At 60.2% G+C, this 23,785-nt stretch carries 24 protein-coding genes; 2 read left to right on the forward strand and 22 right to left on the reverse strand.

Annotated features, from left to right (window positions below; translation table 11 throughout):
- Positions 1–58: 58 nt before the first annotated feature.
- From AB5Y91_RS10365 to AB5Y91_RS10470, 22 genes are all read right to left on the reverse strand, one after another.
- The gene (locus AB5Y91_RS10365; protein ID WP_368169720.1) at positions 59–1,459 is read right to left on the reverse strand and encodes a hypothetical protein; all 1,401 of its coding nucleotides are present in this window, start codon (positions 1,457–1,459) and stop codon (positions 59–61) included.
- A 9-nt stretch (positions 1,460–1,468) separates the two neighbouring features.
- Positions 1,469–1,726, reverse strand: a complete 258-nt coding sequence (locus AB5Y91_RS10370; protein WP_163136129.1) for a bacteriocin — start codon at positions 1,724–1,726, stop codon at positions 1,469–1,471.
- Positions 1,726–2,106 carry a hypothetical protein gene (locus AB5Y91_RS10375; protein ID WP_163136131.1) on the reverse strand — a complete coding sequence of 127 codons (381 nt, stop codon included), beginning with the start codon at positions 2,104–2,106 and terminating at the stop codon, positions 1,726–1,728. The genes AB5Y91_RS10370 and AB5Y91_RS10375 overlap by 1 nt, the downstream gene beginning before the upstream one ends.
- Before the next feature lie 9 nt (positions 2,107–2,115).
- Positions 2,116–2,748, reverse strand: a complete 633-nt coding sequence (locus AB5Y91_RS10380) for a hypothetical protein (protein WP_368169721.1) — start codon at positions 2,746–2,748, stop codon at positions 2,116–2,118.
- An 8-nt stretch (positions 2,749–2,756) separates the two neighbouring features.
- On the reverse strand, positions 2,757–3,113 hold the full coding sequence (locus AB5Y91_RS10385; protein ID WP_106887126.1) for a hypothetical protein: 357 nt from the start codon (positions 3,111–3,113) through the stop codon (positions 2,757–2,759).
- Between the two features lie 9 nt (positions 3,114–3,122).
- On the reverse strand, positions 3,123–7,217 hold the full coding sequence (locus AB5Y91_RS10390; protein ID WP_368169722.1) for a DUF1983 domain-containing protein: 4,095 nt from the start codon (positions 7,215–7,217) through the stop codon (positions 3,123–3,125).
- Positions 7,217–8,878, reverse strand: a complete 1,662-nt coding sequence (locus AB5Y91_RS10395; protein WP_368169723.1) for a hypothetical protein — start codon at positions 8,876–8,878, stop codon at positions 7,217–7,219. The genes AB5Y91_RS10390 and AB5Y91_RS10395 overlap by 1 nt, the downstream gene beginning before the upstream one ends.
- A gap of 47 nt (positions 8,879–8,925) precedes the next feature.
- Complete coding sequence (locus tag AB5Y91_RS10400; protein WP_368169724.1) at positions 8,926–9,231, reverse strand: hypothetical protein; 306 nt, start codon at positions 9,229–9,231, stop codon at positions 8,926–8,928.
- A 219-nt stretch (positions 9,232–9,450) separates the two neighbouring features.
- Positions 9,451–11,184 carry a hypothetical protein gene (locus AB5Y91_RS10405; RefSeq protein WP_368169725.1) on the reverse strand — a complete coding sequence of 578 codons (1,734 nt, stop codon included), beginning with the start codon at positions 11,182–11,184 and terminating at the stop codon, positions 9,451–9,453.
- Between the two features lie 18 nt (positions 11,185–11,202).
- Entirely contained in the window at positions 11,203–11,880 is a 678-nt protein-coding gene (locus AB5Y91_RS10410; protein ID WP_368169726.1) for a DUF6682 family protein, read from the reverse strand.
- Positions 11,881–11,892: 12 nt separating this feature from the next.
- Complete coding sequence (locus AB5Y91_RS10415; protein WP_368169727.1) at positions 11,893–12,474, reverse strand: hypothetical protein; 582 nt, start codon at positions 12,472–12,474, stop codon at positions 11,893–11,895.
- Position 12,475: 1 nt separating this feature from the next.
- Positions 12,476–12,913, reverse strand: coding sequence for a hypothetical protein (locus tag AB5Y91_RS10420; protein WP_368169728.1), 438 nt, complete (start codon positions 12,911–12,913; stop codon positions 12,476–12,478).
- Positions 12,914–12,979: 66 nt separating this feature from the next.
- Positions 12,980–13,369: a hypothetical protein gene (locus tag AB5Y91_RS10425; protein WP_368169729.1), complete on the reverse strand. Its 390-nt coding sequence runs from the start codon at positions 13,367–13,369 to the stop codon at positions 12,980–12,982.
- 65 nt (positions 13,370–13,434) lie between these two features.
- On the reverse strand, positions 13,435–14,652 hold the full coding sequence (locus AB5Y91_RS10430; protein WP_368169730.1) for a DUF4043 family protein: 1,218 nt from the start codon (positions 14,650–14,652) through the stop codon (positions 13,435–13,437).
- 71 nt (positions 14,653–14,723) lie between these two features.
- Positions 14,724–15,650 (reverse strand): hypothetical protein, encoded by a 927-nt coding sequence (locus AB5Y91_RS10435; RefSeq protein WP_368169731.1) that lies wholly within the window; start codon positions 15,648–15,650, stop codon positions 14,724–14,726.
- 300 nt (positions 15,651–15,950) lie between these two features.
- Positions 15,951–18,077, reverse strand: a complete 2,127-nt coding sequence (locus AB5Y91_RS10440) for a portal protein (protein ID WP_368169732.1) — start codon at positions 18,075–18,077, stop codon at positions 15,951–15,953.
- A complete protein-coding gene (locus tag AB5Y91_RS10445; RefSeq protein WP_235461477.1) occupies positions 18,077–19,777 on the reverse strand; it encodes a terminase in 1,701 nt (566 codons plus the stop codon). The genes AB5Y91_RS10440 and AB5Y91_RS10445 overlap by 1 nt, the downstream gene beginning before the upstream one ends.
- Positions 19,774–20,646, reverse strand: coding sequence for a terminase (locus AB5Y91_RS10450; RefSeq protein WP_368169733.1), 873 nt, complete (start codon positions 20,644–20,646; stop codon positions 19,774–19,776). The genes AB5Y91_RS10445 and AB5Y91_RS10450 overlap by 4 nt, the downstream gene beginning before the upstream one ends.
- A complete protein-coding gene (locus AB5Y91_RS10455) occupies positions 20,647–20,832 on the reverse strand; it encodes a hypothetical protein (protein ID WP_106887142.1) in 186 nt (61 codons plus the stop codon).
- A 37-nt stretch (positions 20,833–20,869) separates the two neighbouring features.
- Positions 20,870–21,424 carry a DUF2514 family protein gene (locus AB5Y91_RS10460; protein WP_368169734.1) on the reverse strand — a complete coding sequence of 185 codons (555 nt, stop codon included), beginning with the start codon at positions 21,422–21,424 and terminating at the stop codon, positions 20,870–20,872.
- Positions 21,424–21,915 (reverse strand): lysozyme, encoded by a 492-nt coding sequence (locus tag AB5Y91_RS10465; RefSeq protein ID WP_368169735.1) that lies wholly within the window; start codon positions 21,913–21,915, stop codon positions 21,424–21,426. Before AB5Y91_RS10465 ends, AB5Y91_RS10460 begins: the two co-directional genes overlap by 1 nt.
- Positions 21,912–22,124: a hypothetical protein gene (locus AB5Y91_RS10470; protein ID WP_368169736.1), complete on the reverse strand. Its 213-nt coding sequence runs from the start codon at positions 22,122–22,124 to the stop codon at positions 21,912–21,914. Before AB5Y91_RS10470 ends, AB5Y91_RS10465 begins: the two co-directional genes overlap by 4 nt.
- 275 nt (positions 22,125–22,399) lie before the next feature.
- Here AB5Y91_RS10470 and AB5Y91_RS10475 point away from each other — a divergent pair, with 275 nt between their 5' ends.
- Both AB5Y91_RS10475 and AB5Y91_RS10480 read left to right on the forward strand, forming a co-directional pair.
- Positions 22,400–22,606, forward strand: coding sequence for a hypothetical protein (locus tag AB5Y91_RS10475; RefSeq protein ID WP_368169737.1), 207 nt, complete (start codon positions 22,400–22,402; stop codon positions 22,604–22,606).
- A gap of 8 nt (positions 22,607–22,614) precedes the next feature.
- Positions 22,615–23,777, forward strand: a protein-coding gene (locus AB5Y91_RS10480) for an IS3 family transposase (RefSeq protein WP_158196725.1) whose coding sequence is annotated in 2 segments (ribosomal slippage) — positions 22,615–22,870 and positions 22,870–23,777 — 1,164 coding nt in all. Because the reading frame shifts where the segments join, the coding sequence is not laid out codon by codon here.
- Positions 23,778–23,785: the final 8 nt, after the last annotated feature.

Raw genomic sequence — 23,785 nt, forward strand, 5'->3', positions numbered from 1 at the left:
CAGCATGCAGACTGACCGACGATGGAGAGATGCTAACGCTGGGGTAGGTGAAAGGCAACTATCGGCGTGCCTGGGCTAGGCTCATTGCCTGATAGGCGTTGGTCTCCGTGTCGCGGAGTCGATTGGCCGTGACGACTGCCTGCTCAGTCTGCCGCTGTTTGGCCGCCTGCTGGCGCCACAGCTCAAAGGCCGTGTTCATCCTAGCCGGGGAGTCCAGCAGGCTGCTCAGCTTGCCATGTTGGTTCGCCTCTTTGACGAACTGCAGGCGCTCGGCATCGCCACCAGTCCACTCTTTGATAGGGGCACCCGCCTTCTGCTCCTCAGCTTTGGAGGTCATGCCGAAGGTATCGGCCAGCGCCGCCTTGCTCTGCTCCAGCTGGGCATCCAGCGCTTCAAGCTGCATATCCTTGTCCTCGGCGTTGCTGGCGGATATGCGCGCCCTGTTCTGGCCGTGTTGCTTCTCCAGCTCGGTGACCGCCTTCTTGTAGCCAGCCTGGTCTGGGCCAGCCGTCAAACCGAGGGAAGTCCGTAACTGGTCGGCATTGCCGATCATGTGTTTGGCCAGTGTCGCCCGCTGGTATGCCGGCTTCAAGAAGTCGTTGATGGGGATGACCTTGGGGTGATCGTCAGGCGCGGAAGTGCGGTTGTTGGTGATGGGACGGACATCCTTGCTGCCATCGTCATAGGTGACCTCCACCCCCAGCACTACGCCACGCCCATCCGGGGTGATCATGATGTTGTTGAGCTGCTTGCCTGTAATGGTCTTGCCGCTGTCCGGGTCGATATCGCCCACCCCTTTGCTGACTTCATCCTGGTAGAGGGTGCCGGCCGCCTTGATAAATTCCGGGTTGTTGACCGCGGCGTGCCCTTCCGGCGTGCTGGGGTCCAGTTTTCCTTCCTGCGCCTGGCGCACCAGGTTTCCAGCATAGGTGACGAAGGTCTTGCCGGCCTCGGCATAATCCTGCTGCAGATAGCGCTCAGGGTTGAACGAGCCTGCACGCGGATCACGCACTACCCCCCAAAATTGCTGGCCTGGGTCTTTGCCCTCGGATACAGCCTGCCAGCCAGACTGGATGATCGGCAGGTTCTCCTGCTGGAACACCTGCTTGTCTCGCAGATCTTTTTGCCACTCGTACTCCTGTTGCTGGCGAGCCTCCTGTGCCGTGGCACGCCGCTCAGCAGCGCCAGCGCGCGCCTCGGCAGATTTCACCTGGCGCTCGGTGAGGGCGAACTGTCGATCAAGTCGAGCATCAGCCAACTTATCGCGCCCCTTGCTGTACTCCAGCTCCCCCTGGTAGCGCTCGTCTGCCACCTTCTGCCGCTCCTGCTCGTTCTGCCACATGGCATCTCGCAGGCCCATGGACTTCTCCATCCGCTCATCTTCTTTCTGACCACGTAGATATCTGTCCGTGGTGCTGAACCCTGCCAGATAACCTTCTGCCAATCCTGATATGCCCATCACGCCCCCTTAAAACAGACTGTCCGCCAGAAAACCAATCCCTGCTCCTGCCAATGCGCCCAGTGGACCACCGAGTGAACCCGCCATGCCCAGCACGGCGCCCATAGAGGCGCCGGTACCAATCGCGCTCATGGTCTGCCCCTGGCGGGCGGACTTGAGGCTCTTGTTGGCAGCCTCCATCTCCGACTCTCGATTGGCCGCATCGCGCAGACCTGCCAGACCTTGCTGGCGAGTCTGACCGCCGATATCCAAAATGCCGTACCCCATCACACACCTCCCCCGGTTTTGATTGCTTCACGCAGCCCAGCATCCGCGCCGGTCAGGATCCCCATTTGCCGGGTCTGCTCCTGTTCACGCAGGCCGTTCTCGGTACCCGCAGTCATCAACGCCATGCGCAGCCCCTGGCTGTTATCGTTGGCGTTGCTGTTGGTACCAAGCCCCATCCGCGCATTGCGATTGGCCGTGGCCTGCTGAGCAGAGCGCAAGGCGTTGGTGTTGTTCTCGTCCACCCGGCCCAGTTGTTCCCGCAGCAACTGGCCGTTGGTGGCCAGCTCCATCAGCTCCTGCTGCTTGGGATAGAAGCGAGTCTTCCAGTCCTGGTACTGCTCTCGGGTGATTTTGGCGTAAGTGTCTGCGGCGTAACCCATGGATCCCCCTTAGTAACCCTTGCCCTGCAGCACCGATGCTGTAGGGCTTATTTTCTTGATCTCCGTTGCAGCCGGCGCTTTCAGGCTGGCCAGCCCATACGAGGTGGCGGCTCCTGCCAGGGTCCCTACCAAACCAGCCGTCGTCTGCTGACTTTGGAACGAGCTCTGTGCATCACTGGTTGCCTTGCGCAAGCTGGTTGTGGCCACATCGCCCATACCAGCCATGGATTCAGCCTTCTGCCCTGCGCCAATGCTCACCACATCCTTGAGGCCTGCCACATGCTTGTCTTGCTGGCTGGACTGCGCCCGGTTTGCGGTATCGGTCTGGCTCAATGCCTGGTCAGTTGCCAGGCCTTCCATTGCCTCCTGGTACCGGCCACTGGTCGGGTCTGCCCCGCTGGCAGCCATGGAATCAGCCAAGCCAGCTCGGGCCTCGCCAAAAGTTTTCGCGGTGCCAAGCGCTGCGGTGCCCGCCAGTTTGTCGAACTCCCCCTCGCTGTTGAGGTCATCCACCTTCTCGATGAAGATGTCCTCGTACTTCTGCAGATCGTTCTTGTAGAGATCCCACTGCTCCATGGCCACACTGGCCGCGGCCTTCTGGGCCTCGGTCTCCTGAATTTCGTTCGAGCCACCCTTTCCCATCGCTCACCTCACAAGTTGATCTGAAACACATAGAGCCCGTCAGCGTCGTCTAGCTGGCGCACCCACCCCATTTTCGGCGCTACTCTGAGCCACCCCTTACGCGCCGAGTGGAAGCGCAGCCAGCGTGCCCCGATCAGGCGCGCCAGGTGCTTCACTTCCGGCAGGTGCCGTTCAGGCGCCCCACCATCTCCCCACCCCACCCAGACCAGGACGCCGATCACACCATCCTCTGCCTGCGGCTTAAGCACAAAACCGTCATCACCACGCACAAACAAAAACGCCACCCGGTTTCGGATGGCGTCGTGCAGTTCGGCGGATAGGTTGGGGTGGCCGGTATCGGCTGATATTCGATTTAATTTGTTCAAACTACCTCTTCAATAAAATTGGCTGCCATTTGGTACCAGCATGAACACAACGCTCTGCGCCGGCACGATGACGTAGGCTTCTGCCCCACCTCCTCCAGAGGACGCTGATATGTTGATTCGGACTGACAGTGTCGCCGCTTCCGTACCGGCCGCGAATCCGCCTGCAACACTGAGTGGAACCCTTTTGATGCCTAGATTACCGCTACCACTGCCACTGCTTGAAAATGGAATGGACAGCACAACCGCGCCACTGGTGTTCAGAATATCCAATGTCCCTGAAACCACAGCAACAGTGTCATGATCATTGCCTCCCGGAACATACCCTCCCCGCGCATACGCCACAACGCCAAGCCCTGTAACCATCAACGTCGCCGACTTAGTTCGGCTGCCGACTACCGTCGCGGAAGCCAGGATGTGAGTGCCACTACCATAGTTACCACCGGCGATCGGTACAGTCTTGGCCGAGATAACATCCCCAACAATCTTGTTGGCGTAAATCGTCCCCTTCACCACACAATCCTCATCAATCGTGCAGTTGCCGATAGTCATGTTTCTGACGTAGCCGCCCTCGGCATGGAGTCGGTTGGTATAGATCCCGCCATCTGCATAGATGATGGTGTGCCAACCCCACCCCCACCCCCCGTATGGCCCACCCTTACCAAAACCAGCAGCACCGCCAGCCATGAAGGCATTGCCCATGTCAATCTGACCTCCGTTGATCAACGGCGAGCTGATGCTGACCCCGGCCTTCACATAATCAGCGGTGATCTTCTCAGAGTTCAGGATCTGAATGGTGGCCTTGCGGATGATGGCCTCTGCAATCACGGCCTGGCCATTGTCGATAGCGAAAAGTGGCGCCATCGGTGTTGAGCTGTTCGGGTCGAATACAAAAACCTGACTGGCAGAGATTGCCACCTGGCTGGTGCCGTCCGACTTGGCAACCAGGCCGATCCCGGCGGTGATCTGGCCTGCGCTGGCTTTAGCCGTCCACATTGCCTGAGCCCCACTTTGCAGGTCGGCAATTGCCTGGCTCTGGAGCTGCACGGCTGCTGCATTGGCTGCGATCCGGGGGTCGTCGGTGGATATCCAGGCAGTACCGCTGTAACGGTATGGCCGGTTATTGCTGGCAGTATCAAACCACAGGTCGCCAGTCCCCATCCCAGACCCGGGGGCCGTTGCTTGGAAGAACGTTTTATTCTTGCTGCCCGCAACGGCAGACACTGTATTTATCTGACTGCCAAGTGCTTGAACCGCATCGGCACGAGCGACTGACTCTGCCGTGATCTGGCCTTGGAGTTGCTGATCTCCCTGCTGATAGTTTGCCGTTACCTGCTGGATCTGACTGGCCAGCGACTCGACGGCATCTGCCCGGGTGGTTGCCTCTTCATTGATGCGACTAGAAAGCTCAGCATCCGCCGTTTGCATTGTGGACTGTTGCTGATTCAGCTTCTCGGTCATGGCGGCATCAGCATCAGCGCTGACCCTGGCCACCTCGGCAATACTGGCTGAGAGGGACTGATCCACCCCCTCGATTTGCGCCTCAAGCACAGATGTCTTCTGTGCCAGGGCTTCATCTGCCGTTGATCGAACCAACTGCTCATTGGTGATCTGCGCCCTGATCTCCGCATTCTCAGCATCAAACTCAGCGGTCAGTTGCTCAACAGTCCTGGCTTGCGCCTCCTGTTGATTCGCCAGCGTGCTCTGCTGCTGGAGAATGACACCGCGAGCCTTTCGGTTCTCCCGGTCGCGTTCATCCCCGGTCAGGGCACCTTCAACCTGGCTGATGGCACCGATACCGATCTCCGACTCCATCTTGTCTTGGCGTTGGCTGAGCGACTCCTCATTGCTCACCACGGCCTGCCGGAGCTCGGTGATGCTGGCCGAGTTCTCTCCGACCGTCACATCAAGGGTGCTGATCCGCTCACCAAGCGCTCGGTCGGCATCTGCCAGGGCCTTGCTCGACTCGGAGAGGGAGGCAGACAGCGCCGTATCGGCGGCCTTGAACGCAGCATCCACAGTGCTGATCTGCTGGGCAAGCGCCTCATCTTTTGTTGCCCGAGCCAGCTCCTCGGCCGCAACCCTCGCATTCGCATCCTCGAGGTCGCTGCTGAACTGCGCCTCAACTTCGGCCACTCGCCTCGAAATGGCCTCATCGGCGGTGACCCTGGACGACTCCTCCTGAGTGATGTTTGCAGCAAGCTCTGCCGTCGTGCTCGAGAACGTCGCAGCCAACTGGTCCTGGCGCAAGGACAGGGCCTCGTCCGCGGTGGCACTCGACTGTGCCAGCGACCTGATATCGGCATTGGCCTGAGCATCAGCCGCCTTGAACTCCGTTGTGACGTTATCAATGCGCTGTGCCAGTGCCGAATCTGCATCAGAGGTCACCTTCTCAACCGACGAGATCCTGGCCTGGGTTGCGGTATCCTTCGCCTCAAACTTCACTTCCATGTCTGTTGTGCGCTGAGCCTGGGCCTGCTGCTCCGTCAGGATTACCCTCTGCTCTGTACGGATGGCACCGAATGCCTTCCTGGTCTCCCGGTCGCGCTCATCCACGGCTAGGGCACCATCGATCGCAGCAGATGCGTTGTCATCGTCTTGCCCACGCTGCAGCTCAAGCTCCGCAGTGATGACGTCGAGGCGGCCAGCAGTGATACCACCGTCATCTTCGATGATTTCCTCGAGCGCCTGGATCTTGGCTTCGGAAGTCCCTGCCCTCACTTCGAGCCCGCTGACCCGCTGCGCTGTCACCTGATCGCTTTCCGCCGAGACCCGTGCCAGCTCAGTGATGCTGGCCTGAAGAGTCTCGTCGCCCTGGGTGACTTGTGCCGACAGCCCATCAAGGCGCTGTGCCTGTGAACTCAGCTCATCGGTGTGCACCGTGAGCTTGCTTTCTGCGTTGGCAAGTCGCACACCCTGGGCATCCACCTCCTGCTTGGTCGCTTTCTGAGTCAGCTCCCCTTTTGTAGCATCAAGCTCTTGCCCGATCTGGGTGACCCGCTGCTGTTCGCCTGTGAACTCCCCCCGGGTGACGGTTTGGCTCAGGCTGGCGTCCAAGCCGTTGATGCGCTGCTCTGCCTCTGTAATCCGCGAGCCCTGGCCGTCAACGGTGACATTGTCTGCCTTGCTGCTGATCTGGCCGGCAACGGCATCAAGATCTTGCTGCACTTCAGTAATCGAAGTGTGAAGCTCATCTCGCACCGCATTGACGGCATCCATGGTGATGCTGCCGTTTTCAGGATCGACGACAAACACCGCATCGCGGAACGAGTCGAAATCCCCCTTGTACTTATCGAGCTTCGCATTCAGGCGATCCTGCACCAGTCCGATCTCAATGCTCGACATCCCCAACTGCTGCTGAGCATCATCCAGCAGATCTTGCGCAGCCCTCTGGCGTTCATCCAGCCCGGCCAGCTCCTGCTCAATACTGGGGATCTTGTCCTCGATGGCTGCGACCTTGGGACGAATGACCTCGATCTCATCAACCTTTGGCTTCAGGATCGTAATATCCAGCTGCAGTTGGGGGACTTGCTCTATTGGCCCCAGCAGCGCCTGGGCCAGGTGGCTCTCCTCTATCTTCCCATGCAGTTCGTCGAGAATGTCCTGCACATCCCGGCTGGTTTCAGCCTTAACGCCCTGCATACCCTGGAAGGGACCCTTGTCATCCTTGCCGTTGACGAAGCGCACCCAGTAGTAAAACGCGGCGCCCTTGCCAATGGCGTCAGAGAAGAGATTGGCCGAAGAGGTCCCCACCAGGGTGGCCTCGGCTTGGTTGTCACTCTCAGCTCGCCATATCTCGGCGTGAGCATGCCCCCGGTACTGCGGCGGATCCCACTCCACCAGGACCGTGTGAAATGCGCCATTGGCGATCACATTGACCGGGGCGTGGGGAAACTCCATCTGGCCCGGAGGGAAAAGGTCTGGGTTCTTGCCGGGGACATAAACGCCGCCAGCACCAGGGCGCAGCGTAGACAACCCCAACGCCGCCAGCTCCCTGAACGTGACGGCCTTATCAAGGCGATCGCCACGCTGCCCAGTGAGCAGCTCTACGTTTTCTGCTGTAGCCGCCTGGTCTCGGCCTGCTCGATATGCGGGTTTCTTGGCCATCAGATCACCATCTCCGCCATGCTACTCGCGAGAGTGATGCGGCTCACCACCGAGGTACCGAAGACCTCTATCTGCCAGAACCGGCCACGCACAGGGGGCAACCTGAACGCCCCGGGCACCAGGTTGCCAGGGGACAGCTCCATCACCTGCTCCCCGTCAACGAACAACTTGATCCCGACCAAGCCAACATCCTGAGCCAACACCCGGCAGCAATTGAAAGACGTTCCCTCTGGCACCATGAAGAGCTTCGACCGCCAGATGAATTGGCCATTGCTGGCGCTCCCGCCCCGCCACATTTGCAAGCTTCGGCCCTTGGCAACGTAGAGGGAGTCGCTCTCCATATCGGAGACAGCCGCATCCCACCGGTTCGTCAGCTCACGCAAGTCGCCACTTTTCGGGTCAAAGATGAATGCGTGAGTGTCAGTCATGCCCACATATTTGCCCTCGTGGTGCCATGCCCGCATAGTTTCAGGCTTCATGGTGCGCCACTGCTTGCGGGTGATGATCTGCTCGGTCACTACCTGCCCACCGTTGGCGCCGATGCCTACCAGCCCGTCCGGGGAGGCATAGAGCACCACCCCATCCATGGCGACCATTGAGCGCCCGCTGATGCAGGCTTGCGGCAGTTGGCTCAGCTTCTGGGTGGTCACGGATGCCGGGCTCACGCCCTGGGCCAGATAAGGGTATCCCTTGGTCCCGATCACCAAGGTGGTATCGATGGCGGCGATCGCGACAATGTCGTGCTCGGTGGTCAGTCGGTACTTCTCCGGCCAGGCGTAGGGAAGGTAGGGTTCGCACAGGTAGAGGGAGTTACCAGCAAAGCCGGCGCACATGCCGTTAGCCATTTGGCACATGCCGCGCATGCCATCCGGCGGCATGGTGTAGTCGTAAGTCTCCAGCACGGCACCCAGCTCCCCATCCTCCCGGGTATCGACAAACAAAGCTTGGGCAATGGGCAGCTCGGCGACCAACAGGTAATCGGCAAGGCCGCCACCGGAAACTGACCTGTAAATCCGACGCTTGGTAATGTTGCTGTTCTGAGTAGTCGGCGGGCTGAGCATCAAAGCAACAGATGATCCCGGGATCCCGATGTTCACCTTTTCACTGGCCGGGCCAGGGGGGCCTTCCTCCCCCATCGCAGTGACGAAGGTATCCACGTAGAAGCGGGTTTCGTCATCGGTCAGATCATCATCCACTCCACCAACAGGCGGAGTGATGGCGCCAATCCCGACCGGAACACCAGGGGCTGGAATGCCTAACCGATACCACGCCGTCGGCTTGTTGCTGCCGCCAGTGGCGATCTGGGCATGAGTCACCTTGGGATATTCGCCGTCCGTGTAGTAAACCCGGCCATACGGGTCCTGAGCGATTGGGGAGCGAATAACCTCCACCACCTTGTTCCAGGCGAACCAGTGCTGGCCATAGTGAAAAAGGGTGGTAGGCACGATGGGCAATTCCACACCAGCACTGGCGTCATCCTCCAGCGGGGAGATAACGCCATGGTCAAAATGGCAGTCACGCGCAATCACCGCGACTTCATCAGACAAGAGGTGTGGCTCCACGCGCGGCATAGTCCCTCGCATGGTGACGATATCGAGTACGGGCATGGGGATCTCGGAGAAGCAGAAACGAAAAAACCCCACTCGGGAGAGCAGGGCCATGATGGGTAAATCCTAACGCTGGGCGCGTCAGGAGGCAAGCGCCGAACTCAGGCCCACACTCGCACGGGCGTCACCGGGTAGGTGCGCTGGGCATCCAGGGCCGTAGCCAGCTCATCAGAGGTGGTGCGTACGTTGACATGGTAGCCAGACACCGGGGCCATCACCGGCACCTCCTGGCCATCGACCAGGGAGGTTTCGCCGGTGGGCTGGTAGATGGTGCCGATCACATCGAGCGCGGCGTCAGGGTGATACAGCGCCCCGCTGTCGGGATCCTGGCTAAAGCCCGCCGCCTTGAGGGCCAATGTCATCGCCGACTTGCTGCCGGCCTTGAGGTACAGATCGATCATTGTCATGGGTCTTGTCCTTCCAGAAATACCAGCCGCCAGCGCGGCAGGCGGCCCAGAACAACCAGGCCATCACCGGCTTGCCCTGGGCAATCATGCAGTGGCGCAAGCGCCTGTCAGCCTCGGCACGGGATACCCTGCCTTTGGCACCATAGTCGTTGTCGTGCTTCTTGCAGCAGCTGTTAGTACCAGGGGGGACGGGGCCAAACCCAGTGCAGTAGTCGCGGGTCATCGCAGCGCCTTAATTTGGGCGTCTGTTGCTTCCAAGTGCCAAATTTTAAAATCGCGGATATGACCATAAAGGTGCCTGGTCGATCCCGTAATTTGACCGCCAAGACATATGGTCTGGCCACAAGGTCTATTCAGCCCTTGCGACCCAACCGCTTTTACCCCTCCCGCATAGGCGCTCAAGCCAGTGTCTGATACAACACAAGCAACGATAGAACGGCTTGTGAAAGCATTGACTCTGGCCAATGCGCCACTGATACCACCGAATGCGCCAAACCCACCGTCCGCATAAACAGAATTCTCAATGAGAGAGCCAGCTCCGCCACCAATGATTGAAAATGCTCTCGGGGCAATATTCGGAGCTGTCTTCCCCAACCACGGTACGTTGAGCTGATATGAGACAGTGAACCCTTTGTTAGGGATGTTGCGATCCGTCTGAACTTGACAGAAATCCGCCGCCCGGGTTGCGGCTGCACCGTTCGTGTGGATATAGGAAGAGGGAAATGATGCCGCCTCAATTTGTGTGAAAGCGCATAGAATCGCTTCAGCATCGCTGCCCGCTTCAGCTGCTGAATTCTTCACATAAACTTGGGTTTGTAGAGTTGCGTCAGCCGGAATGGTGCCCGTCGCCCAAAGAAGCCACCACCCATTATCCTTTTTAATCGCTCCCCCCGAGCATTGGGTAAAGTTCCCGCCCATGGCATGGACAAATTGGCCGGTCTGGAAATTTAGGTTAACTCTGGAATAGTTACTATTTGAAATTTGGTCCCTTAACCAGACCTCTGATGAACCCGCGCCCGCATCTTTTACCAAGGCACAGGCGCAATATGCCCCCGCTGCTGCCGCAACCCCACGGTTAACGAAAGTATGGGTCGCCACAGTGGCATCCCTAGAAAACCGACCGACCGTAAAACTAAAACCCGGATCTGCCACGGCGGTGTAATTAAGGTTGTACTGAACTTGGTCTGCACGATTCGTCCCGTCAAACCAGGAAAACTTATGCAGGTTTGTAGAGGGGCCTTCGACTAAAATCCCCTCCATCTCGAATCGCGGCTCATTGACCGCAGCTTGACGAAGAGCTCCGTTCTTATCGAAGAACCATCCGGCAGTGGCGCGAGCTAGTGTGACATAGCGGCCGACAACATCATCCACCACTTTCACTTCTCTACCGTACCCCGTGATAAGGCGCAGGCTGTCAGATAGCGGGGCCCAGACATCCGGGAGCGGCAGGGCGGCCTCTCTTACCGCATTGACGGCCAAGGCCGCTGCTGCAGTCGCCTTGTCCGCCTCCGCTTTGGCACGGGTGGCCTGCCCCTCGCCTTCGCTGGTCACGCGCTTCCAGGGGATCAGCGTTTGCTTGGTACCATCTGGTGCAGTTACCTCGATAGTGGCCGCATTGCTCATCAGCAGCGCCTGGAAGGCATCACTTTGCTGCTGATAGGCGCTCAGAGTGGCCGTCAGGCGCCGGGCGAACTCCGGAACGGAGTCCGAAAAAGTTGTGATGATCTCGTAGGCTTTACCTGTGGCAGTGACACCGCGATAGGCCTGCACCAGATAGAGCTCGGTGTTCGAGACCACGTAATCCACCTCATAGAAATCTACCGAGGTGCCGCTGGTGATACAAAAAAGGTGGCCCTTGGCCACCCCGTTCTTGGTGTCTGCGAAGGTTGTTCCGGTGCCGGTTACCTTCTTGTTACCATTGGTGACGGCCACTGTTCCGTCACGTTTCCACACTCCAGCCATGACGCCCCCTTACTGCCCGGTCACGCGGGAGAAGCCTTCGGTTTTGCGCTGCTCCATGTTGGTATCAACCTGGGTCTTTTCACCCAGTTGCTGCAGATAGGCGTTGTAGTGGCCGACCGCCCGATTGGAGTTGGCGCTGTATTCGGAGTCCTTCGAGAAGGCCCGGTACATGATGAAGTCGATCAGGGGGTTGATGTAGATATCATCCAGATCGGCCAGTGCCGGCGTGCCAGCATTCTCCACATCAGCCAGCACCTTGGATTGCGGCGCTACGGAGTAGATCACATCCACCTTCACTGTGGCGGCGGGGCCCGGGTAGAGATAGAAGTTCTTGGGATCCCGATCGTCATAGGTGTAGGCCGCCACACTGGTGCCATCCTTGCCCGCATGCCAATCGGGGTAGCTGTCATCGAGGGCGCGGCGCGGCACGAATCGGATCACTTTGCCGTCGGCGTTGCGCAGCACCTCGATCAGCCGCAAAGCATCTGCTGGCAGAGTCTGCTTGGTACCGGCTGCGCAGTTGAACTGCACGTTCTTGGTGTGGGCGTCAGGACGCATCAACACGATCGCTTTGGCAGCATCGTTGTAGTAGTCCAGCAGCTCCTGCTTGGGCCAGCGAACCCAGGTGCGATCGTTGAGCAGGGTGTTTACCCGCTTCAAGATCGAGTCAACGGTAACGGTTGCCATGTGTGGAGTCCTTTAGAAAAAAGAGTGTTTGCGGGGCGGGTTGTGGAATTCAACTTGGGTCGGGGCACTGTGCTCTTTGCGGAACCGGCCGGCGCGCCTCCACCCCTCGACGAACTCAGCTCGGTGGTACCCTGCACGCTTAGGGTCAGACCAGGGGCGGTCTGGCTGGGCATAGAGCAAGGCAGCGACGCCATGGGCAATGGTATCGGCGTGATCGTGGTAGAGCTGGGCCGGGAGGTCGGTGGCACCCTTGACCGGGGCAGCCACATACCAGATCCGCACATTGCTGAGATCTGTCAGGATGCTCAGCTCATTGGCAGACATGGCGAAGTAGTCACGCCCACTGACAAATGGCTCACCTCCCTCACCGGTCAGGTGCAGCACGTTGCACGATGTCATCCCGCTGATGTTGCAGACCTCCACCAGGCTGCCGGCTGAAGCGCTGGGCAGCAGTCGGTCAAGGGTAATCAGCGCTGACTCCCGGCAGAACGTGATGGCCGCCTCGGTGACGGCCTCACCCAGCATGACTTCGAGCGGGCCGGTGATGTGCAGCCTGACGGTGGGCAGGAACTGCTCACGCGACACCATCTGCATGTTATTCCCCCTGCTCGGCCAGCTTGGCCTTCAGGGCATCACGCACGCGCACCCGGTATTCGGGCACCTTCTCTTGCGGGCCCTGCGGCTCGATATCCAGATCTTCCCCTTCCACCAGGGTGGCCAGTTGGGCAGAGGTCATCTTGGCCAGATCGCGATCACCGACCACCATGCTCTGCTCTTCCGCCAGGCGGGCCTGCTCGGCGGCGAGGCGCTCCTGCTCTTCGGCGGCAGCCTGGGCAGTGGTCTCCTGCCGCTCCAGTTCGCCAGCCAGTGCCTCATGGCGGATCCAGACAGAGGGGAACTCCAGCAGCTGCATGGCGATGTGGCTTTCCACATCAACAGCGGTGTGGCGCGGGAACACCAGGCGGGAGCCGGTGACGGTGTCTTTCTTGCTCGGCTTGTCGCCGATATAAACCACGGCAATCTTGTCGCTCATGGCGATGACTCCTATTCAGAAACGAAAAAGCCCGGCATAGGGCCGGGCGGACAGTGATCGGCAGCCTTACAGGTTGCCGACTACCTCGTAATGCAGCTTGAGCTTGACGGTGCCCGTCGCAGCGCCGCCGCCAACCGTGAGACTGATCTCCTGGTCAGGCCCGGTCATCAGGTCATCGACCGGAATGTACTTGGCCACCGCCGTAGCCGTGCCTTCGGCGTTGATGATGACGGTGTCGCCTATCTTGGCGGTGATGGTGGTACTCGCGCCCAGCGCAGTGCTGAACATCGTCACACCCACCACTTTCAGATTGGGCTCAACCTTGTCGCCGTATGCGACAACATCGCCAGCGGGTACTGCAGCCAGCTTGGCCACCAGGGTCGGGGAGATAGAGAGGTTGCCGAACGCGCCGACAAACCAGCGGTACGCTCGGGCGAGCAGGGTAATCTTGGCCATGATATGGCTCCTTGTCTGGTCAGGTAGTGTGGGAATGGGGCCGTGAAGCCCCATGAGTCAGCGGCTTAGCGAGCGATGGCACTCACCGCGGTATCCAGCACCATGCAGCCATGGTCCTGGATGTTGCCGTTGCGCTGCTTGAAGCGGATCTTCTGCAGGCCGGAGACCCAGTTGATGGAGATCTCGGTGCTGTTGCCGTGGTCGGTCTTTTCTTCATGCATGCCGAAGGAACCGCCCTGCTCGCCAGAGCCGAAGGCATTGGCCAGCGCCTGGCCGCCCAGCAGCACGGCGCGGTCGATCAGGGTGCCCGCAACCTTATCCACTTCTACCCCGGCCGTGGAGTTGGCGGCGCACACCTTGACGGTGCTGCCCTGGTTGAAGCGGATCGGCATGCCCTTGTAGGGCTTGACCAGAATGCCGCGCCACATCGCCCCTTCACCCCGGAAGATGGGGTGGTTCCAGCCCTTACTGCGCTCCATGGCAGCAGCCAGCATCGCCTGCCAATCCTTGCCTGAGGTGGAGGTGTAGAAGTCGTGCCACTGGCGCGGGGTAACGTAGAGCACGTAGAGCGGCTCGCCGCCGGACGGGTCGGCCACCATGCGGATCGGCTGGATAGGGTTTGCCATCTCGGACAGGAACAGCGACATGTTGTCCACGCAACCGAGGTTGAAGCGATCTGCCGCGTCGATGGCTTCGAAGGAGGTCGCATCCCCACCGAAAAAGTGGCGCTCGTAGGTCGGCGCCGTCAGCGAGTTGATCATGATGTCGGCAAACTCGGGATCATCCGCCAGCGGCAGGATGATATCGGTGGCCGAGTAATCGCCACGGGCACCGGCCAGTTGGGCAAAGCCACGCTGGTCAACCAGGCGACCGTAGTAGCCATCACCCAGCAGCACGCGCGCCGTCTTGATCAGGTCATGCTTGGTGCGGGATTGGGTCATCTTGCCGCCAGCATCCACGCCATGGCGGGTCTGGTTGATCTTCAGCGAGAAGTCAGCGAAGGACAGCGACTCCAAGCGGCCGTCCAGCTTCTTGTCGCCCATGGTCGGGCGGCCGGACAGTTGGTGGAACAGCTGCATTTCGACAGCATCGCCACGCTGCTTGGTCAGGTCAGTGATACGCACCACAGGGGCACCTGCACTGGTCTGCTTGCCGCCGTTGACCTTGGCACCCTTGGGGGCCTCTTCGGTCAGCATGTTCACCAGCGAGTGGGAACGGTTGGCCGCCGTAAACAGGGCGGCCTGCAATATCTTGTTGGCTTGCGCCGAGGTGACTTGGGTCATGGTCCTCTCCTACATGAAAACAAAAACCCCGACACAGTGGTCGGGGTTGGCTTGCATAAACGGGTTGTTGGTTAGTACCCGGCCTGCTCCAGCAGCGCCTCCATTTGGGCGTCCGTCATGGTGCCCATCTCGCCGATAAGCTCGGCCTGAGACATGGCGCCAAAGCGCTCCACACCAGTGGGGGCTGCATGATGGGTCTGGCCGAGAGCCGAGGGGCTGGACGGGATAAAGTCGGTAGATTTCTCCGTCTCCTTGCTGGGGGCCTTGGCGGGAGGGATGACCTCGTCACCAAAGGCCAGCTTGGTGCGGCGCGCTGCCTCTGCAAATCGCTCATCCAGCGACTTGCCTTGCCACGCGGGATCAGCCTGGAGCTTTTCATCGACGATGATGGCGAAGTCGAAGCGGTCCTGGTCCTTCTCCCGCCAGTTCATCAGGTCAGGTACCGCCTGCAGTGCGGCCTGTACCGGATTGGTGGCGGGGGTAACCTGCTGCGGTGCTGCCTGCTGCTCCAGCCTTTGGAGCTTGCTCGCAATGGCCGCGATGGATTTGCCAAGATCCGGGTAGTCCTGCGCCAGTTGCGCCAGCTCTTCCTGGCTGATGTCGTCCGGGTCAACGTCGGGGTTGATCCCGTGCCTCTCCATCAGCGCCTGCAGCTTGTCCCGTTCGGCCTGGGCTTGCTGCGATGCGGCCAACTGCTCACGCAGTACCTTGACCTCATTGCGCGACTGCTCCAGCACTTCATACGGGATGGTGTGTTGACCGCTCTTGGCCAGGATCACCTTCTCAGGCTCCGTGGCCCCTTCACCACCCTGCTCGGTGTTGGCTTGTTCGTTACCGGCTGCCACCTCACCCGCCGACGGCGCGGGGTCTACGTCCGTTTGCTCGGTAGCAGTGCCATCATCCAGCTCGGTATCGGGCTCACGCTCGATCGCCTCCAGCATGGCTTCCAGTTCGTCCAGGCTCTCAGTGCCGGTCAGGTTGTCGATGTTCGTATCCATGGTTGTCCTCGTGGGTTTTCAGTGGGTGGTATCGCTGCCCAAGCGGGGGAAGGCTCTCGGTGAAAGCCCTCCCCGGCCGGAGCTGGGCACAAAAAAACCAGCTCGAGGCTGGTCCATAAAAAAAGCCCGCGTGGGGCGGGCTTAAAACAAGTACGGGAGTCATAAGACTCATCGCAAATCATACGCAAAGAGAGTCCGTTACGCTACTGACTGTCAACTCAATCAAAGAAAAAGACCCAATCTCGAGAGACTGGGCCATGTTGGGGAAATCGTAACGCTGGCAGGTCAGGAAAGCAACTATCAGAGCGCGATGGCGTCGATCTGCTGCTGGATGCTCTCCAGCAACTGCGCCTGCAGCACGGCCTGCTCCCCCTGGATGCTCTGCTGCTCGGCAGCAAGGCGCTCCATCTCCTGAAGTGTCTTGCCAGTCTGGGCCTGCTTGAGAGCATCCTCAAACCGGATGGAGTCGGTCAGCTTGGCGATGCGCTGAGCCTCTGCCTGCCACTTGGCGGCTTTGCCTTCCAGTTCTGCCAACTTGGCCTGCATCTCGCGCATGGCCAGCTCCTGCTGCATCTGGGCCTGCTGAGCCTGTTGCTCGGCAGCGGCGCGCTCCTCATCGCTCATCTCGTCCGGGTCTTTCGGGATGTTCAGGGCATTGCGGATCCGCTCCACGAACTCAGCCTTACGCGGTACATCCATCAGCTCGACCAGCAGGTCAAAGCAGGCACCTGCCGCCTCTGGCGGAAGTTGCGACATGGCCTGAGTCATCCGCTCAGCCAACTGCTGCTTATAGGCGGCGGTCTGTTGGATAGGCGCCAGCGCGATATGAGCCCGCAGCCGGGTCACATCGTTGGTGAGCTTGCCGCCCTCCTGCTCCACATTGACCACCACGGCCTTGCGGCGGCGGGGGTCATCCCGGTTCACGGTCACCTTGTAGTTGCGCTTGCCGGCCATGTCTTCCAGCAGGTAGGCCAGCGCCAACTGCCCCACTTGCTGGCAGCCCATCCGGTAGTTGTCGTTGATCTCGGAAAGTGTGGTTGCCCCCTGCTCCACCAGGTTGCTGATGGCCACGCCTGACTGACCGGTGGAGCCCTGCCCCAGGAAGGCGGCATACACCCCCATGGTGTCCTGGATCAGTTTCACCGAGTCCTGCATCACCTGGAACTGCTGGGCCGCCACGTTGAAGTCCTGCTCCACCTTGAAGGCATCGGCCACACTGGTCTTGTTGGCGCGGTCAGGGTTGAGCTCGATATAGCCATCCGGGCGCTCGACTTGCTCCAACACCTGATCCCGGCTCATGTTGGTGGCGTCCTTGTCCATGATGACGCGCTTGGCCTGCAGCAGGAAGGTCAGCTTGATGCGCCGCAGGTTCACCTCGTCCTGCGCCGGCATGGCCCGAGCAATCAGGCCGTATGGCTCGCCGGTACGGTCTTTCCGGTACCCCCAGAACGGCACCAGCGGATACATATTGTGCGGGGCGGTGCAGGGGCGATCGACCAGATGATGGGGGCCGACGAACCAGGATTCCCGGATCACGGCCACAGGGCAGCGCTCCAGTTTGGCGCGCCCCATGGCCACAGCAGCGAGATGCAGTTGATTGGTCTTGTCGTATTCCAACGCCCGTCCGGAGTCGAGCATCAGCACCTGCCGCATGGTGTAGGTGCGGTAGTAGACCACTTGCAGCAGCACCCGATCCCGCTCCCGGCTGCACCACTCTATCTCCTTGCCGCTGAACTGGCTCCACTCGTCATAGGCGCTGACCAGGTTGGGATCCATCCCCTCGATGGCGGTCAGGCTTACCATCCCATCCCAGTCGTTGACGCCCCACTGCAGCGCCTGAGCCTTGCTCGGGAACATGGTCTTGGCCTCATCCAGATCGACCCAGCGCCGGCGCATCAACCAGCGGCAGTCGCTCAGGTCCGGCTCCCTGCTGTACCAGTCCCAATAGACCTCGTCGCGGTGGACATTACTGAACTTGTAGCGCGGGCCGAACGGGTCATCGCGGCGGCATACTTCAACCCAGCCCACACCGGTCTTGATCTGGCCGCCATACGCCTCGCCCCGGGCGCGGTCCAGTCCACCCAGGCGGCACATATCTGCATATTCAGCGTTGACGGCCTCCGCCAGCTGCTCCAGCTCGTCGTCGTGGTCATCGGCGATCACCATCAGGTCGGTACGACTCTTGGCCTCCATCCCCAGCACGCCGTCGATAGTCGGGGCGATGAGGTTGTGGATAGTGATGGGCTGTCCGCGCTCATCGAGTGCCTTTTTCACTGCAGGTGGCAGCTGGTCGTTGTCGTAGTAAGCGCAGGCTCGATTGGCAAGGCTTCGCCAGTCCGGCTGGCCATTGATATCGCTCATCAGTTTGAGCAGGCGCGGGGTATCGAGGCCGCCTTTTTCAGGGGCCTTGGGTTGGGCGTTGATCATCAGTTGGCCATCCAGTGCTTGGGTTTGCGGGAGGATTCAGGTTTGACGATGCGAGCCGGCATCCGGGCACGCATCTCTTGGGCAATCATGTAGCTCATGAGCTGGTCGTCGTAGCAGCCGTCCTGGGCGTTCATGCTGCCGCTCTTGTCGTAGACGTAGGTGGTGGCTTCGGAAATGGTACCGATCCAGCGGATCCCGGACTGTCCTGCACGCAGCAGGGCCTTGAGGCCATCAACCAGGATCGGCTTGGACTGCCGGGTGGTGAGCCAGCCGAGGCGTGGCGTCTCGTCGTCGCGGTCCCGGTCGATGTGCTCCTGGGTGTAGATGCGCCGGGTCGGGTAGATCTCACGGAGCTTGAGCAGCACAGCATGACCGTGGTTGTTGCGCTCTGGGCCGATGTAGGCCGGGCCATGCTCTGCGGTGCCGTAGAACCTGCCAACGTGGGCAAGCAGTTGGGCAAACAGCCCCGGGTCGAGATGCCCAAACCAGTGGGCCACCTGCCGGCCGTCGCTCTTGGCTGTCACATCGAGGCTTGAGCGGTCGCCGTGTTCCAGTCCTTCCGCCACATCGGCGCCGATGGCGTAATCCTCGTCGGGATCTGGCAGCTCCCAGACCAGCAGCATGTTCTCGAGCGAGCGCTGTCCCTGCTCGTCCAGCTTCTCCGGTTTGCGGGCCTTCTCGCGCCTGCCGGTGACCGGGTCGATGTCATAGACGATGAGCGGGGCCATGCAATCGCCCTCTGCCTCCATCGTGGCGATGGGGTCGAACACCCGGCGCCCAGAGGTCAGGAAGGCTTCCAGCGGCGTGCTGGGATACTCCTGCTTCATCTCCCCACGCTGCGTGCCCTCTTTCAGCACGTACCACTGCCGCTGCTCGTCGCTGATGGTACAGCTCATCGCCTTCTCCACCGCGGCGAAGTATTCCGCTTGGGCCTTGCTCATCACCACACCGGAAGCGGGGACGTCGGCGCGATACTTGGGATCCTGCCACCAGGCGAAGAAGTGGAACTTCCAATCCAGCTGGGTCAGCTCACCAGAGGCTCGCGCTAGCTCCAGAGACTTCATGCTCATGCTGTGAAAGTCGCCGCCCACCCCTTCCGCTGTGCTCTCGATAAAGGCGATCGCCCCAGGGTGAATGGCGTTGAGGGTACCGGTGCGCACCTCCTTGGCCTTCTCCGGGTACTTGGCGCAGATCTTCCCGTGCTCGGAGACATGCAGGCGCTGGACTGTACCGGAGCGGAATGAGGTGGCCACCTGGATGCTGGAGCCGTGCCGGAACAGGATGTGGCCGCCATTCGCCCCGCCGCGCCGGGTCACCACCTTGAACTGGGCCTTGAGCCAGCCCGGCAGGTTATCAAAGGGCACTTCGATCTTGGTGCGGTAGATCTCGCCGGCGGCCGTCAGGTCCTGGGCGATGATCCCGCACTTGAGGTTCTTGTTGAACAGCGCCTCGTCCAGCAGATAGATGTCGATGGCCGTGGAGAATCCGAGCTGACGCGCCTTGAGGATGATGTTCAGGTACCACATGGTCCGGAACAGCAGCTCCTGCGCCGGGCGCAGCCGGAAGCGCACCAGCTTGCCCTGCTCGTTCTCGATCATGTAGAGGTTGTTCATCCGCCACCACTTATCGCTGAGCTTCGAGCGGATGTAGGCCATCTGCGCCTGCTCAGTCATGGCGGAGGTATCGATGGCGTCACTCACGACATCAGCCCCCCGGTCCCCATGCCCTGCAACTCAGTCACCATCTCACTGACCGGCGTGGACTCACTGCCGCCATCCTTCTCGAGGCGATCTGCTTCGGCGGTCAGTTTGCGGGCAGCAGCCCGGATGCGGCGAGTATCCTCCTCAATCTTCGGCACGCTCACCTCGTCGATGCGCAGGGCGCTCAGGGTCCGCTCGATGGACTCAATCCGCTGGATGTTGCGGTCGAGGGCCTGCTCGGCTTTCAGGATCTTGTCATAGAGCGCGATCCGGTCGGTCATCTCGGTGGCGTTAACCAGGTCCTGCTGCAGTCCCTTGAGCAGTTGGGTGACGGAGATGACGCGAGCCCGGGTGAAGTCCAGCTCGTCGCGCAGTTGCAACTCGCGGGCCTGGTCGAACAGCTCCTCGGCATCGAGGAATTTGGCATAACCGCCGTGGGTCTTGGCTATCTGCATGCCGGGCTTGATGTTGGCTGGCGGGTTAGGGTTGCCCTCATACTCGCCACGGACGAAGCGGCCAGCGCCATCACGCCCTTTGTTTTTCGAGGTCTGGTCAGGCTCGGGCTGGGATTGTGTAGATGAGGATGACCTCTCCCCTCTTCGCTCTCCCCCTTTGGCCTTGGCCTCATTCCCTTTGGCTTGCGCACTTTGCGCAGATTGCGCAGTTTTGCGCACTTCGGAATGCGCAGATTGCGCAGCTACGCGAAATTTGTCAGGTTGCGCAGAGGATTGCCCCCGAGATTTCAAATAGCGACGCGCCGAGTTGTAGTTCAGGCCGCGGCTGTCACACCAGTCTTTCGCACTGATGCCGGTCGCGTCATGCTCTTGCAGGAACTCTGCATTGAGCTGTGCCCAGTCGGTCTTTGCCATTTAGAGAGATAGCTCGCCTTCAACGATGGTATCGCCGGGTACCGGCTTGTGGGCTGCAGCCACCACCACAGAAACACCGGAGGAAAGGACAACCACCGCCTCGGCTCCATCGTAGTGCTCAACGCAGGTGATGACCCCAGTCACATCGATACCGCTTTCCACTTCACTGCTCCAGTTCAACTGCATCACCTTCTCCCCTTCCCCAGAAAGACAAACCCCGCCGTTACTGGCGGGGTTTCATGGTCACGGTGCGCAGAGAGTCATAGGCCCGCTCGCAGGCTAGTCCTGACGTTCGAGCTCGGTCATACGCTGCTGCCAGCTCACCCGCTCTTTCGTCAGCCCGGCTGAGCAGGTCGGCGAGCACCATGGCAGGTTGTTCTGCTGCCTGGCCTCCTTGGGGAGCGCTGGAACCGCTGGCGCACTGACTTGTTCGGGCTGCCAGGCGGCGGGCTTGCTCGCGCAGCCGGCCAGACTCAAGGCCAGCAGCAACGGCATCAGCCTGCGCTTGGGCGATTTCTTCTTGTGCATGGTCTCTCACCTCATCGATTTCAGCCTGGCGGCGCTGTTCTTCCTCCCGGGCCTCCTGCTCGGCCCTGGTCCTGGCTGTGGCGAGGCGGGCAGCCTCTTCATCCCACTTTGCCTGCCAGGTCTTGCGCTCCCCCTCCTCCCCAGCAGCATGTCCGGAGCGATAGAGCGCCACACCACCACCGGCCAGCACAGCTATCACCAGGGCTCCGGCCAGGAACGGCAACACCTTGCTCTGAGGAGTCACTCCCATCATGCCCCCTTGCATTTAGCGTTGAGGCGCAGCCGGTCCTTCCAGAGCCCGGGGCAGACCCGGTTCCCTGGCGCCGAGCAGTCCTGGTTGCCGGCACGCTTGAACAGCAGGATCGCCTCGCAGGCCCCGGGGTAGTCGCCAGCGCTCAGGCGCGTCACGATGGTGGAGCGGCAGAAGGCGCCGGGGCCGATGTTGTGGGAGAGCTCGACATAGGCGTCGAACTCATACTGGTGTAGTGGCACCTTGATGCAGGCCTTGAGGGCATCCTCGAACACTCGCACCTCCCGAAGGCTCCTGTTCACCGCGGCGACGGGCGTGATGGTGTCACCCATCTTGACCCCTTCGGTGCTCCCAAAGCCGATAGTGGGGAGCTTGGCACCGTGTACCGGGTCGGGGTAAGCCGTCGGCTCAAACCCCTCCCGGTTCAGGAGCCCCACAAAGCCCGCAGCGCTCAGGCTGAGCGCGGCAATGGCAATGCGGACCTTGTTCATTTTGCACCTCCCTGCTGGCGACGCGGCTTGATGATGTTCAACCAGATGAACCAGCCCATCTGAACCGCTATCCACATCAGCGTGGCGGCCAGCACCCAGTCATTGAGCGAGTACCCGGCCAGCGTCATGCCGGACACCACTACTGGCGGCGCGCTCTTTGCCACCCCCGCAGCAGCCGCAGCCGTCGCGAGATCTTCTTCTTTCCCCATGCATCGCCCCTCCAGAAACGACAAAGCCCGCACGAGGCGGGCCAGAAATGAAAAAGGCCAGGGTCACGGGGACTCTGGCCATCTTTGAGCAATACTAACGCTGGGGCGGCGGGGATTCAACCAGCAGGGGCAGATGGGCTATCCAATCACGCAATTCAGGTTATGAAACTAGGATGCCTCAAATTTGTAGAGTACGACTGATTTGAGGTATAGATCTCATCGCTTGATGAACCACTTTTATCTGGTTGAAAAACGAACCATATAAGGAATTGATTATGACAACAAACAACCAGGCCACAGTCAGCTACAAAGAGACGACTACAATATCAGCTGATGGCAAAGTTACCCATCAGCAAGAGACTAAAGTTGTGGGTAACCCAACCTCACCTGAAGTCAGAGAGTTGATGGAAAAAGTCAGTGACTGTAGTGGTCTAATCATCCCGGACACCGTTTTAGGTGGTACAGTCGCCACCATGACTTGAGGTGTTCAATGACAAGATTACGTCGCTCATTTACTGCTGAATTCAAACTCGAAGCCGCATCCCTGGTGCTCGACCAGGGATACTCTGTCCCCGAAGCCAGCCGTTCACTGGATGTCGGTGAAACCATACTTCGCCGATGGGTTCAGCAGCTTCAATCTGAACGAACCGGCACCACCCCTATCGGCAAAGCGCTGACCCCGGAGCAGCAGAAAATCCAGGAGCTGGAAGCCCGCATCAACCGGCTCGAGCGCGAAAAGGACATTCTAAAAAAGGCTACGGCTCTCTTGATGACGGACGAGTTCACTCGTACGCGCTGATAGACCGATTAAGAGAGCAAGCCCCCATCACTCTGCTCTGCTGCGCTTTCGATGTTCCAACATCCTGTTTTTACGACTATCTGGCCCGCAAGCGGACGATTAACCGTGAGCGGATGCAGCAACGCAGCGAGTTGCGCCGTTTGTTCAAAGAAAGCCGGAACTCAGCGGGCAGCCGCGCCTTGATGTCGATGATGCGAGAGCTGGGGCATCAGATTGGCCGATTCAAAGTGCGCAGTCTGATGAAAGAAGCCGGTCTGGTATCCAAGCAACCGGGCGCTCATCGCTATCAGGTCGCCCGGTCTGAGCGACCGGATATTCCCAATCTGCTGGCCCGTGAATTTGATGTCCAGCAACCCAATCAGGTGTGGTGTGGCGATATCACCTATGTCTGGGCCGCGGGTCGTTGGTATTACCTGGCCGCAGTGCTCGACCTGCATACCCGGCGGGTCGTGGGCTGGGCGATGTCTGACAAGCCTGATGCAGAGCTGGCCATCAAAGCACTGGAGATGGCCTATCAGCAGCGGGGTTGCCCATCCGGTGTGCTGTTTCACTCCGACCAGGGCAGCCAATATGGCAGTCGGGCATTTCGGCAACGACTGTGGCGCTATCGCATGACCCAGAGCATGAGTCGGCGTGGCAACTGCTGGGATAACGCGCCGATGGAGCGGCTGTTCAGGAGCCTGAAGTCAGAGTGGCTCCCGACAACGGGATATATGAACCTGCGGGAGGCGAAGCGGGATATCAGCTATTACCTGATGGATTACTACAACTGGCGGCGTCCACATCAACACAATGACGGGATCGCGCCAGCAAAAGCCGAGGATCGGCCTAACCAAGTGTCCGGTTTTAGTTGACCACTACA

This window comes from Aeromonas sp. R4-3 (assembly GCF_040908275.1).
Lineage (GTDB): Bacteria > Pseudomonadota > Gammaproteobacteria > Enterobacterales > Aeromonadaceae > Aeromonas > Aeromonas rivipollensis.